We start from the raw sequence: 12,154 nt of genomic DNA, 5'->3' as shown, positions 1-12,154 counted from the left end.
GGATCGTCCGGCGTGCCGCGGGTCGGCCGCGGCGCCCGCACGGCACCGGACGACCGGCCGGCGTCACGTCACGGCGACCGGTCGCGGACGCTGTCGGGCGTGCCCGGCGTCCGGCGTGTGCGCGGGCGGCGGCGCCTCCCAGGCGGGTTCGGGGCGCGCCGGCGGGGGTGCCTCGGGCTTGGCCGTGCGGCGGAAGGCGGCGGTGCCGCGTGTCAGGTCGTGGCCGATCGTCACCGCGTCGATGTCGGCGGACGTCCACTGCTGCTGGTTCTCGCGCTGCTCCGTGCGCACCTTCAGCCGGCCCTGGACGACGACGGGCTGCCCGACCTCCACCGACGCCGCCACGTTGAGGGCGAGCTGGCGGTTGGCCCACACCGTGAAGAAGTTGGTGTGGCCGTCCGTCCAGGCGCCCTTCTCCCGGTCCCAGTAGCGTGCGGTCACCGCCAGCCGGAACCGCGCCGACGGACCCGACGCCGGCTCCCGGTACACCGGTGACGTCGCCACGTTGCCCACCACGCACACCACGGTCTCGTTCATCGCGAACCCCTCCCTCACCCGGCCGCCTCCGGCCGGGCGGACACGCGTACGGGCCCCTCCCGTACGGCTGCGCCTGCCGTGCGGGCGCCCACGACTGCCGTTCGCGCCCGCACGCTCCACCGACCGCCGACTCAGCCCGCCCTCACGCTCGTTCGGGCGCGGCACGCGATCGCCGTGGAACCAGACTGCACCGGCCGGGCCGGGCCCGCCGAGCGCTGTGGACCACCGCCCGCCTGTGGAAAATCCCGTCACCCCAGCGGATGGTCCGGCCCGCCGCCGACGCCGGCGGCGCCCGTCGCCCCACCGGCATCGGTGCCCCGCCCATCCGGGGCCCCGCCGCCTGTGCCCCTCATGACCCGTGTCGCCGTCACGGCCGCGCGTCCGTCACGGCCCGCGCGCCCGTCACCGGCCGGGTCCTCAGCCCACCCCGATCCCGCTCCGCGCGACCCGCCCGTACCGCTCCCGCACCTCCCGGTACCGCAGCAGCTCCGACGCCACCGGATCCAGCACCCGGGCCCGCCCGCAGCTCGCGGCCGCCTCCCGCAGCCGGCGCTCCGCCTCCTGCCCGTACCGCCGCGCGGGCCCCCGCGCGGCCATCCGGCAACCCCACTCCACCAGCGGCCCGCCCACGATCCCGCACAGCATCAGCAGGACCGGCACCCCCAGGTTGGGCGCCATGACACCGGCGATCTGGCCCACCAGCCACAGACCGCCCACGATCTGCAGCAGCGTCATCGACGCCTGGACCAGCACGGCCGCCGGCCACCACCCGGGCCTCGGCGGCCGACCCGGCGGCAGTCCGGTCCGCGACGCCAGCTCGTCCAGCGCCTCGGACAGTCCCTGCGAGCCGCGCACCGCGGCCTCGCGCACCGCCTGCGCCCAGGGCGCGGGCAGTCCGGCCGAGGCCCGGTCGGAGACCGTGCGGACCGCCTGTTCGACGCGCTGGCGCGCCGTGGCCTCCTCGTCGACCTGGGTGCGCACCGGGACGCGGCCCGTCGGGGAGCCGCCGCGTTTCTGGTACCAGCGCAACAGCCGCAGCCAGGGCGTTCCGCAGGCACGGTTGGCGTTGCGCAGCCAGGCGCGTTCGGCGGCCTCCCCGGCGGCGGTGGCTCCCACCGCGTCGGCGAGGCGGGCGGCGAACTCCTCCCGCGCCTCCTCGCTGAGCCCGACGCGCCGGCCCGTGGCGTAGACGGGACGCAGCCGGGCCGCGGCGGCGTCCACGTCGGCCGCGACCCGGCGGGCCGCCGCACCGCGCTCGGCCACGAACTCGCTCAGCGATTCGCGCAGGTCGTCCACGCCCTGGCCGGTGAGCGCGGACAGGGAGAGCACGATGGCACCCGGTTCGCCGAACTCGCCGAGCGCGACGCCGTCCTCGTCCAGCAGCCGGCGCAGGTCGTCGAGGACCTGGTCGGCGGCCTCGCCGGGCAGCCGGTCGACCTGGTTGAGGACGACGAACATGACCTCCGCGTGGCCGGCCATGGGCCGCAGGTAGCGCTCGTGGAGGACGGCGTCGGCGTACTTCTCGGGGTCGACCACCCAGATGACCGCGTCGACCAGCTTCAGCACCCGGTCCACCTGTTCCCGGTGCTGCACGGCCGCCGAGTCGTGGTCGGGCAGGTCGACCAGGACCAGCCCGCGCAGCTGCTCCTCGGCCTCGGGGCTCTGCAGCGGCCGCCGGCGCAGCCGGCCCGGGATGCCGAGCCGGTCGATGAGTCCGGCGGCGCCGTCGCTCCAACTGCACGCGATGGGCGCCGAGGTGGTCGGGCGCCGCACGCCGGTCTCCGAGATCGGCACACCGGCGAGCGCGTTGAACAACTGCGACTTGCCGCTGCCGGTGGCGCCCGCGATGGCGACGACGGTGTGGCGGCCGGAGAGCTTGCGGCGGGCGGCGGCCTCGTCCAGGACGCGGCTCGCCTCGGCGAGGGTGGCGCCGTCCAGGCGGGGGCGGGAGAGGCCGACCAGTTCGCGCAGGGCGTCCAGGCGGGAGCGCAGGGGCCCGTCGTAGGCCAGCGGGGCGGGGTTGCGGCTGCCCTTGCCACGGGCCGGGCGCTGCGGGGCGGCGGCGCGCTCGGCGGCGAGGGCGGCGGCGTTGGCCTCCGTCACGCGCCGGGCGATGAGACCGTCGTCCCAGGCGCCGGCGGCGTCGGGGTCCGGTTCGGCGCCGGGGCCCGGGCCATGGGCGGGACCGGGGCCGGGACCGTTGGCGGGTGCCTTGCCGTCCTCGGGGCGGGTCCGTGCGCCCCCGTCGCCCTCGGGTTCCTTCCCCCGCGCGTGCCGTCGCCCGGCGTCCGTCCCGTCCGCCCGGTCCTCGGCTTCGGTCGTGGACGCGGCCCGCGGCCCGGCCCCGGCCCTCGCCGCGCCGTCACCCCCGGGGCCCGCGCCGGTCCGGGGGCCGCGCTGCGGGGCGGGGTCCTTCTCCACAGCCTCTTGAGCCTCTTGGCCGGGGCCACCGGGGCCACCGGGGCCACCGGGGCCACCGGGGGCGGCGGAACCGCCGGAGCCGCCGGAACCGGAGTGAGCGTCGGAGCGGCGAGGGCCGGAGAGGACGTCGGAACCGCAGGAGCCCCCGGAGGAGGAGGCGGAGCCGCGGGGGGCGCCGAGGGAGGTGCCGGGGCCACCGGAGCAGGAGGGGGTGCCGTCCGTGCCGCCGGAGCCGGGGGAGGAGGCGACGGCGGCAGCGCGGGAGCCGCCGCCCTGGACGGTGGAGCCGGCAGGACCGGCCGGCGTGCCACCGGAGCCGCGCGGACCATCTCCCGGGTCCCCGGAGCCGTACGGACCGCCTACCGGGTCCCCGGAACCCCGTGCACCGCCTGCCCCGTCGGCGCCGTCCGCCGCGGGGTGGCCGCCGGCGGCCCTCTCCGTGCCCGGGGAGCGGCCGCTGACCCCCTCGCCCCGGCCGGACTGCGCCTCCCCGGGGGCATCGGACTGATCGGCGTGATTCATGTGATCGGCGGGAGTCCTGTGGTCCGTGTGGTCCTGGTCAGTGACGGCGGTCACCGGTCACCTCTCCTTCTGCAGTACGGACAGCGCGGCGATGAGTTCGGCCTGGGGCTCGGGGTGCACGTCCAGGGCGTCGAGCGGGGCGAGGCGCCGCTCGCGTTCGCGGTGCATGACCCGGTCGACGCGCTCGGTGAGCAGCCGTTCGGCCCGGTCGCGCAGCCGCAGCGCGCCGTGGGCGCCGATCCGTCCGGCCAGCCCCTCGCCCGCGGCGCGTCCCCGGCGTCCGCCCAGCAGCGCGGTGGCGACCAGGGCGGCGACGGCCTCGGCGTCGGGCGCGACCGCGCGTTCCAGCTCGCGCACCTCGTCCTCGGCGTACTCCTCCAGCTCGCGCCGCCAGCGCCGGACCGCGAGCCCGATGCGGTGCTCGGCGCCCTCCACGGACGGGTCCCGGGCCAGTCCCGGGGCGTCGGCGGCGGGCTCGCGCCGCCAGGACTCGTCCACGCGTTCGTCGGCGGCCGTGACGGCGCACAGCAGCAGCGCGGCCAGGCTCTCCACCAACGCGTCGAGCAGTTCGCCGGCGGTGCAGTCCAGCGGGAAGGCCCGCCAGCGTTTGAGGGCGTCGCCGGCGAGCACGGCCCCGGACCGCAGCCGGGCCCGCGCCCGCGCGTGCTCGCCGTCGTAGGCGCTCTCGACGGCGGAGGTCAGCCGCAGGGCGGCCGCGTACTGGGCGGCGGCGGCGCCGGCCAGTTCGGGCATGCGCGACTTCAGCGAGTCGAGGACGCCGTGCGCCGTGCGGGCCATGACGCGCTGCCGGGCGGCCGGGTCCTGGGCGTGCTGGACCAGCCAGGTCCGCAGGGCCGCCACGGCGGTCGCGGGCAGCAGGCCGCCGCCCCAGGCCGACTCGGGCAGCTCGGGCACGGTGAAGCGGGGCACGTCGCCGAGGCCGGCCTTGGTGAGCAGGGCGCCGTACTGCCGCGACACCTCCGACAGGACGGTGTGGGGCACCCGGTCCAGGACGGTCACCAAGGTGGCGTCGTACTCCTTGGCGGTGCGCAGCAGGTGCCAGGGAACGGCGTCGGCGTAGCGGGCGGCCGTGGTGACCATGATCCAGATGTCGGCGGCGCAGATCAGCTCGGCGGCGAGGACGCGGTTGTCGGCGATCAGGGAGTCGACGTCGGGGGCGTCGAGCAGGGCGAGCCCGGGCGGGAGGCTGTCGGCGGTCTCCAGGCGCAGCATGCGCCCGGGATCCTCGCCGGGGGCCAGGAAGTCGTCGCCCTGCTCCTGGTGGGGCACCCACACGCGCGTGAGGTCGGGGAGCACCCGTACGCCGCTGAACCAGTGATGGTCCTCCGGATGGCAGACCAGGACCGGTGTGCGGGTGGTCGGTCTGAGCACGCCGGCCTCGCTGACCCGCCGTCCCACCAGCGAGTTGACGAGGGTCGACTTCCCGGCGCCGGTGGAGCCGCCCACGACCGCCAGCAGCGGTGCCTCGGGGGCCCGCAGCCGCGGGACCAGGTAGTCGTCGAGCTGTGCGAGGAGTTCGTCGCGGTTGGCACGCGCGCGTGGGGCCCCGGCCAGGGGCAGCGGAAAGCGTGCGGCGGCAACACGGTCGCGCAGAGCGGAGAGTGTGTCGAGCAGCTGAGGCCGTACGTCCAAGGTCACCACATGCGAAGAATGCCCAATTTTAGGGGAATTCTGAAGCATATGGACATGTCTGCGCGCCGACGGAACACAACGGGCGGAAGGGATGACCGGGACACGGGCGCGGGCCAGGCATAACGAGTGCACAACACCCGGGCCGTCGGGTGGCCAAAAGTGATGCACGATTCGTACCTGCCTGCGATTATCAGGACTGCTTCACCGAACCTCCACATCGAGCCACGGAGGCGAAGCGACAGGGCCAAGGAACGGGGAGCTCTATCCTTGTCCCGCACCAGGCCCCCGTAGCTCAGTGGATAGAGCAGGCGCCTTCTAAGCGCTTGGCCGCAGGTTCGAGTCCTGCCGGGGGCGCCATCCGCCGCAGCGTCACGTTTCGGTCCGTCGTCCGTGCCGGTGCCGGGCGGCGATCACGGTGGAGACGAGGGTCGTGGCGGCGAGGCTCCCCCCTCGTGACCGGGCCCGCGCCGGCCAGGAACAGGCCGCTGGAGTCGTCCGGCCAGTCGCAGCAGGCGGCGGCGGTGCGGCCGGGCGCGGTGCCGAGCCCGGCGCCCGCGACGTGGCGCCGGGACGCCGCCCAGTGCACCGGTGCCAGCAGGGTCAGCACCGGTCCGATCACCTGCCACGCCTCGTACGGGCCGGCCGCCGTGCCGTCGGGCCGCACGTCGCGGTGCTGGTCCCAGCCCAGCCGGGCGGCCCACGCCGCCGACGGCACCAGGGCCGGCACGAGGAACCACGGCAGCCGGGCGAGGGGTTTCACCAGCCCTTGGCCCGTGCCCCCGGCGTTTCGGCTCCCCGCCCCGGTGACCAGGGGGTGCGTACTCGGCATCGTCCGAGTACGCCGGCCGTGGGCGGCCGGGTACGGACGACCGTTACAGTCGCCGTCGGGAGAGGAGGGTCGACGTGCGACTTCGCTGTGCGGTGCTGGACGACTTCCAGGGGGTGGCCGCCGGGTCGGCCGACTGGTCGGTGATCGGGGAACGGGTGGAGGTCGTCGCGCTGCGCGAGCACCCGGAGTCGGAGGACGCCCTCGCCGCGGCCCTCGGCGGCTTCGACATCGTGGTGACCCTGCGCGAACGCGTCCCCTTCCCCGGGACGCTGATCGCCCGGCTGCCCCGGCTGAAACTGCTCGTCGCCTCCGGCATGCGCAACGGCGTCATCGACTACGCCGCCGCCGAGGCGCACGGGGTGACCGTGTGCGGTACGGCGAGTGCGTCGACGCCACCGGTGGAACTGACCTGGGCGCTGCTGCTGGGTCTGGCGCGCGGGATCGTCCAGGAGAGCAACGCACTGCGCTCCGGCGGGCCCTGGCAGTCCACGGTGGGCGCCGACCTGCACGGCCGCCGGCTCGGCCTCCTCGGACTCGGCAGGATCGGCAGCCGGGTGGCACGGGTGGGCCTCGCCTTCGGCATGCGCGTCAGCGCCTGGAGCCGGAACCTGACCGGGGAACGCGCCGGGGAGGTGGGCGTGGAGCTCGCCGCCTCCAAGGAGGAGTTGCTGGCCGGCAGCGACTTCGTCTCCGTGCACCTGGCCCTCGGCGACCGCACGCGCGGCCTCGTCGGCGCCCCCGAACTCGCCCTGCTGAAGCCGACCGCCTACCTCGTCAACACCTCCCGCGCGGCGATCGTGGACCAGGACGCCCTGCTGGCGGCGCTCCACGAGGGCCGGATCGCGGGTGCCGGCGTCGACGTCTTCGACGTCGAACCGCTGCCCGCCGACCACCCGATGCGCACCGCGCCCCGCCTCCTGGCCACCCCGCACCTCGGCTACGTCTCCCGGGCCAACTACGCCACCTACTACGGGCAGGCGGTGGAGGACATCCAGGCCTACCTGGCCGGTTCCCCGGTACGACGGCTGCCCTGAGCCGCGTCCGGCACCGGCAGCCGCCCGCGGCTCCCCGCGCCTCCCCGTGCGGCACCGGAGTGATGCCCGGACGATCCGCGTGACCAGGACCCCTCCGCGCCGTTGAACGGGGCGTGCGGTGGCCGCACCTGCCGCCGTGCTCGTCGAGCAACAAAGGAGGACGTGATGTCTCGCATCGCGAAGGCAGCCGCCGTGGCCCTCGGCACCGGCGCCGTGCTGATCGGGGGGGCCGGGCTCGCCCTGGCCGACGCGGGCGCCGAGGGAGCGGCCGTCGGCTCGCCCGGCGTGCTGTCCGGCAACGTGGTACAGGTTCCGGTGCACATCCCGGTCAACGTGTGCGGCAACACCGTCAACGTGGTCGGCCTGCTGAACCCGGCCGCCGGCAACGTCTGCGTCAACGACGGCGGCCACCGGAAGGCCGACAAGTCCGCTTCGGGCAGCTACGGCGACTGACCGGTCCCGTACGCGCGGAGAGCCCCGGCACCTCGAGCGCCGGGGCTCTCCCCCGTGTCCGTGTCCCGCGGGCACGGCTCCCGGGGCGCCTCACGCGTACCGGTAGATCCGGCTCACGTCCTCCAGTTCGTCCGGGGTCTCGTCCCACGGCGGCAGTTTCTCGTGCCGGGCGACGACCCGCCCGTGCTGCGCGTCGCCGGGGCCGGGCGGGTCCGCGGGCAGGTAGCGGTGGTTGCGGTGGGCGCGCTGCCAGCGGTGCCACTGCAGGTCCAGGAAGGCGTGGTGCAGCCAGAACACCGGGTCGTTGACGGAGGCGCCACCGAGCATGGCGCCGCCGACCCAGCGGTGCACCCGGTTGTGGTTGCGCCAGGAGGCGCTGCCGCTGCCCCTCCCCCAGCCCTCCAGCCCGTTGCGGAAACCCCGGCCGGCCGTCGAGTCCCAGGGCGCGACGTCGTAGACGGGGTCGTCGAGGGCGGACCGCAGTTCGCCGCGGGTGGGCAGTTCGACGGGGGCGGCGAAGCGGCCGAGGTCCCGGGTGAGGAACCCGCCGTCGGTGACCCCCTCCTTGATGGTCCAGTGCCCCGCCGCGTAGGCGAACGGTCCCGTCGTCACCTGCCGGTCCGAGCGCCGGCCGTTGCCGCCGAGCAGGTCCTTCGTCCAGGGCACGGAGGTCTTCGTGCGGTCCCGGGTCCAGTCCCAGTAGGGCACCGTCACCGACGCGTCCACCCGGCGCAGCGCCCGCTCCAGTTCCAGCAGGAACCGGCGGTGCCAGGGCAGGAAGGAGGGCGCCATGTGGGCCGTGCGCAGGCCGTTCTCGCCGTCGGCGGTGTAGAAGTCGATGTGCACGCGCACGAACTCGTCGTACTCGCCGCGCCGTTTCAGCTCCAGCAGCGCGTCGACGAAGCGCCGGCGTTCGGTGCGGGTGAGCGCGCCGGCGTTCTTACGCACGTACGCCATGCGGTCCTCCCCGGTGGTGCGCCGTGCGGGCGTGGCCGGCCGGACCGGGCGCGGGGTCGCGCAGCCGTCGGCCGGGGCCCATCTCGTCGACGGCCGCGCGGGCCGCCTCCAGGGGTGTGCGGTACGCATCGTAGTGGTCGACCATGCTGAGCCAGGTGCCGTCGGCCCGGCGCATCAGGTGCAGGAGGCGGCCGTCGACGGTGACCTGCCAGCCGGCGCCGCTCCCGCGGCCGGCGGCGGGCACCGGCACGCCCCGGATGCGGCGGCCCCGGTAGGTCTCGTCGAAGACGCCGCTGCCGGGTCCGGCGGCCGGGGGCGCGGGCCGGGAGGCGGTGACGGGCGGGGCCAGCACCAAGGCGGCGGCGGAGGCCAGCAGCCCCCGCGCCGTCTCCCTGCGCGACGGTCCGGCCGCCCCCGCTCTGGCTCCCCGCTCCGCGCCCGTCGCCACTGCGCCGACACCGACCACCATCGTTCGCTCCTCGTCCCGGTTCAGATGTCCGCACGGGCTAACCGCCGGAGCGCGGGCGGGGTCACCCCCGCAGGGCCATACGGGGGCCGCGGACCGCCAAGGGCCGCGGCCGGGGCCGGTGACCGGCGGGCCGATGGGCCGGGGCCGGGGGCCGGGAACGCGGAGAGCCGCCCGGGGAGGCCGGCGGGCGTTCCGGCCGCGGTGCGCGGGCCGGGGGACTGGCACGGGCCCGGTCCGGGTTCGCGCCGGAGCGGCGGGGGCTCCTGTGCGGGGCGGCTTCACGCCGGGTACGGGCCCTCCGGGACGCGGGATCCGGCGTCCGGCGTCCGTACGCGCGACGGGCCGGGGAACGCGCCCCGTGCGCGGTTCTCCGGGCGCGGCGGCAACCGGCTCGTCGTTCCTCCCTCAGCCGGTCCAGAAGTCCCACCAGCGCGTCAGCACGAGCATCCCGACGACGCCGATGTGCAGCAGCGGGAACACCCAGGTGAAGTCGGCGAACAGGGTCCGCAGCCCTCCCGGGGCCGGCAGGAAGCCCTCGCGCACGCAGGCGGACGTGACGTACCAGAACATGAGGATCGTCGCGGCCCAGGCCAGGCAGCACCACAGGCACAGCGCGTCGATCCGGTACAGCGACTCAAACTGCAGCCAGGAGACGAACCCGACGCCGAACAGGCACCCGGCGTCGAGGAGCAACCAGTACCAGCCGGGGAACCGGGCCCCGGCGAGCAGGCCCACGCCGACGCAGACGACGATGCCGTAGGCCACCAGGCCGAGCATCGGGTTGGGGAACCCGAAGGCCGACGCCTGGTCGCTCTCCATCACGCTGCCGCAGGACACCACCGGGTTCAGGCCGCACCCGGGGACGAAGTTCGGGTCGCCGAGCAGCTTGAACTTGTCGAGGGTGATGACCCAGGAGGCCCACACCCCGGCCGTCCCGGTGATGACGAGCAGGAGGGCGAAGGCGCGCCCGGCGCCCGCGTACCGGCGCATCAGCGGCGCGGGCCGCGCGCGGGCGGGAAGACGTGCGCGCCGCCCCCGGTGCCCCCGGCGAGCCGGGCGGGCGGGGCGGGCGTGCCGGGATCGGTGGTGCGCGAGGGGCGGGTTCCGCCTGGTGCCGGGGTCACCGGCGCGACCCTATCGGCGGGCCGTGGCGGGCCCCGGCCGTTCCTCACCCGTCCGGCCCCGTGTCCGGGGCACATCACACGATCGGGGGAGCGGCCGGGCCGCGCCGCGGGGCCGGTTCCGCGGGTGCGGCACCGGCCCCGCGGTCAGTGGCCGTTCAGTGCTGCAGGGGCAGGCCGCCCAGCAGCTTCTGCTGGTTGAGGGCGGTGGTGGCGCCCTTGGCCGTACTGAGCACGGAGCCCTTGTTCTCGGTGTTGAGCGCGTCCGACTGGTGTTGCAGCGGCATGGCGCCGCCGACGTCGAGCGGCCCCTTGGTGAACGTGCTGAACGTGCCGTTCAGGTGCGGGGCCGTCATGTCGGCGGCGTCGTGGGCGAACGCGGGCGCGGCGGCACCGGCCAGGGCCAGGGAACCGGCGACGACGACGACGGCCTTCAGTGGCTTCATCGTGTTCCTTTCTTCGGCGACTCGCGTCACCCCGGGGAATGTGCGACGCCGTGTCCAACGAGTTCCGGCCGGGCCGGAAACCCCGTGGGCGGAAGACATATGAGATCCCGGGTCCGCGGGACGCCCGGTCGACCGGGACGGCAGGTCGGCCGGGACGGCAGGTTCGACGAGGAGGCGGGCAGACCGCTGTCGAGCAGGGTCGAGGTGATCAGGCCGACCACGTCGTTCAGCACGTCGTCGGCCTCCGGGACCGGCCGGCCTCGCCGGTGGCGGCGTCGGTCACACCGTCCGCCTGGTCGGCAGTGACGTCGGCCCCGGCGGCCGCGGCGTCGATCCGGCCGGTGATGACGTCGAGCAGCCCGTCGATCGCCGCCCGGAGCGCGTCGAGGGCGTCCGAGAGGAGGTCGCGGCGGCGGGTTCCTTGGCGTCGCCGGCGCCGGGGGGCAGCCCCGGCGCGGCCGGCGCGGCAGGGAACGGCGGCACCCCGGTCATCGAGGGGGACGCGGCCGTCGAGATCGTGGGCGGCGTCACGGGCAGCGACGGCGCGCTCGGAGTGCCGGCGGTGCCCGGTGCCGCCGTGGGGGCGGCGGCCGGCCGCGCGGCGGTGACCCCGGCGGTGGCGGCCCCGGCGGTGGCGGCCCCGCCCGCGTCCGCGAGCGCGCGGGCCCCGTCGGCCGGGGGGCGGCCGTCGGCCAGGGCCCGGTCCAGCAGGCCGGCGACCGGGGCGAGCCCGGTCCCGGGGTCGCACAGGGCCCCGGCCCGGTCGCGGAGCGCGTCCGTGCCGGGCGCGGACGCGGCGGACGCCGTGCGGCCGCGCTCGCGGTCGGAGTGGGCGGCGACGGCGGCCGGACCGGTGGTGCCGACCAGGACGGCGGCGCAGAGGGTGGTGGACGCGAGACGCCGCACCGGCTGACCACGCATGGGAGATTCCTTTCGGCGGGCAGAGGCTCAAGCCCACCGTTGGACCCCTCGTCACGGTCCGCAACCGCTCGGCACCGTGCGTGAACTATCCGGGGGACGCGCGGACCGGCCGCCGGCCGGGGGATCCGGGCGGTGGCCGGCCGAAGGGGCGGCGCCCCGGCGTCAGTCGTTGACGCAGACGTTGCCGAAAGCCGGGTTCAGCAGGGCGATGACGTTGACGGTGTTGCCGCAGGCGTTGACCGGCACGTGGACCGGGACCTGGACGACGTTGCCCGACAGCACGCCCGGGGAGTGGGCGGCGGCGCCGTGCGCGCCGGAGTCGGCGGCGGCCGCGCCGGCACCGCCGGCGGCGGCCGCGACGGCGGCGGAGGTCAGGACCAGGCCCTTCGCGATACGCGACATGGAGAAGTGCTCCTTGGAGGGGTCGACACGAACGTCCGGGCGGGATGCCCGGCGCTGTGTCAACGCCCGGCACTTCGCCGAGTTGTGCCGCCAATGGGGTGATGCACCCGGCGAGAAGCCCTCACCTTCCAGACACGCTCGTCCCATTTCTCCGCATTAGTAAGGAAAGTCGCTAACGTTACGGCTCTCTTCTGCACGTGCGGTCCGCGTCCACCCGTCGGGCCATGACTCCGAATGTGTTCGGCCCCGGCGCGGTTCCACGCCACGGGGTGACCAGCCGGGCGCCCGGCTCGTTGCCCACGGGACGCGTTGTGGACCGGCGCGCTCCAAGTCGCCATGGGCGCGCCGGTGTGAGGCGCGTACCCACCCCGCAGTTCCGAGCGCCCCGT

The 12,154-nt window shown here is 76.0% G+C and carries 12 protein-coding genes and 1 tRNA gene; 3 read left to right on the top strand and 10 right to left on the bottom strand.

Annotation, left to right across the window (positions count from 1 at the left end; all coding sequences use genetic code 11):
• Positions 1–63 precede the first annotated feature (63 nt).
• The 3 genes from QQY24_RS20435 to QQY24_RS20425 form a co-directional block, all read right to left on the bottom strand.
• Complete coding sequence (locus QQY24_RS20435) at positions 64–537, bottom strand: single-stranded DNA-binding protein (RefSeq protein ID WP_301974132.1); 474 nt, start codon at positions 535–537, stop codon at positions 64–66.
• Between the two features lie 417 nt (positions 538–954).
• Complete coding sequence (locus tag QQY24_RS20430; protein WP_301974131.1) at positions 955–2,958, bottom strand: YfjP family GTPase; 2,004 nt, start codon at positions 2,956–2,958, stop codon at positions 955–957.
• A gap of 579 nt (positions 2,959–3,537) precedes the next feature.
• Positions 3,538–5,142, bottom strand: a complete 1,605-nt coding sequence (locus tag QQY24_RS20425; RefSeq protein ID WP_301974130.1) for a dynamin family protein — start codon at positions 5,140–5,142, stop codon at positions 3,538–3,540.
• Positions 5,143–5,414: 272 nt separating this feature from the next.
• Between QQY24_RS20425 and QQY24_RS20420 the strand changes: the two genes are divergently transcribed.
• From QQY24_RS20420 to QQY24_RS20405, 3 genes are all read left to right on the top strand, one after another.
• Positions 5,415–5,490 (top strand) — tRNA-Arg (locus tag QQY24_RS20420).
• A gap of 546 nt (positions 5,491–6,036) precedes the next feature.
• Entirely contained in the window at positions 6,037–6,996 is a 960-nt protein-coding gene (locus QQY24_RS20410; RefSeq protein ID WP_301974129.1) for a D-2-hydroxyacid dehydrogenase family protein, read from the top strand.
• A 165-nt stretch (positions 6,997–7,161) separates the two neighbouring features.
• Positions 7,162–7,449: a chaplin gene (locus tag QQY24_RS20405; protein ID WP_301974128.1), complete on the top strand. Its 288-nt coding sequence runs from the start codon at positions 7,162–7,164 to the stop codon at positions 7,447–7,449.
• Between the two features lie 90 nt (positions 7,450–7,539).
• On the opposite strand, the gene QQY24_RS20400 is transcribed toward QQY24_RS20405, so the two are convergent.
• From QQY24_RS20400 to QQY24_RS20370, 7 genes are all read right to left on the bottom strand, one after another.
• Positions 7,540–8,406, bottom strand: coding sequence for a tyrosinase family protein (locus QQY24_RS20400; protein ID WP_301974127.1), 867 nt, complete (start codon positions 8,404–8,406; stop codon positions 7,540–7,542).
• Positions 8,390–8,875 (bottom strand): tyrosinase family oxidase copper chaperone, encoded by a 486-nt coding sequence (locus tag QQY24_RS20395; protein WP_301974126.1) that lies wholly within the window; start codon positions 8,873–8,875, stop codon positions 8,390–8,392. The genes QQY24_RS20400 and QQY24_RS20395 overlap by 17 nt, the downstream gene beginning before the upstream one ends.
• 405 nt (positions 8,876–9,280) lie before the next feature.
• Positions 9,281–9,865 carry a vitamin K epoxide reductase family protein gene (locus tag QQY24_RS20390; RefSeq protein WP_301974125.1) on the bottom strand — a complete coding sequence of 195 codons (585 nt, stop codon included), beginning with the start codon at positions 9,863–9,865 and terminating at the stop codon, positions 9,281–9,283.
• Positions 9,865–9,999, bottom strand: coding sequence for a hypothetical protein (locus tag QQY24_RS20385; RefSeq protein WP_301974124.1), 135 nt, complete (start codon positions 9,997–9,999; stop codon positions 9,865–9,867). The genes QQY24_RS20390 and QQY24_RS20385 overlap by 1 nt, the downstream gene beginning before the upstream one ends.
• A gap of 155 nt (positions 10,000–10,154) precedes the next feature.
• On the bottom strand, positions 10,155–10,442 hold the full coding sequence (locus QQY24_RS20380; protein WP_301974123.1) for a hypothetical protein: 288 nt from the start codon (positions 10,440–10,442) through the stop codon (positions 10,155–10,157).
• Positions 10,443–10,721: 279 nt separating this feature from the next.
• The gene (locus QQY24_RS20375; protein ID WP_301974122.1) at positions 10,722–11,363 is read right to left on the bottom strand and encodes a hypothetical protein; all 642 of its coding nucleotides are present in this window, start codon (positions 11,361–11,363) and stop codon (positions 10,722–10,724) included.
• Between the two features lie 162 nt (positions 11,364–11,525).
• Entirely contained in the window at positions 11,526–11,765 is a 240-nt protein-coding gene (locus QQY24_RS20370) for a chaplin (RefSeq protein WP_301974121.1), read from the bottom strand.
• Between the last annotated feature and the right edge of the window lie 389 nt (positions 11,766–12,154).

This window comes from Streptomyces sp. TG1A-8 (assembly GCF_030499535.1).
Classification (GTDB): Bacteria; Actinomycetota; Actinomycetes; order Streptomycetales; family Streptomycetaceae; genus Streptomyces.
This window is presented reverse-complemented; position numbering and strand designations above follow the sequence as displayed.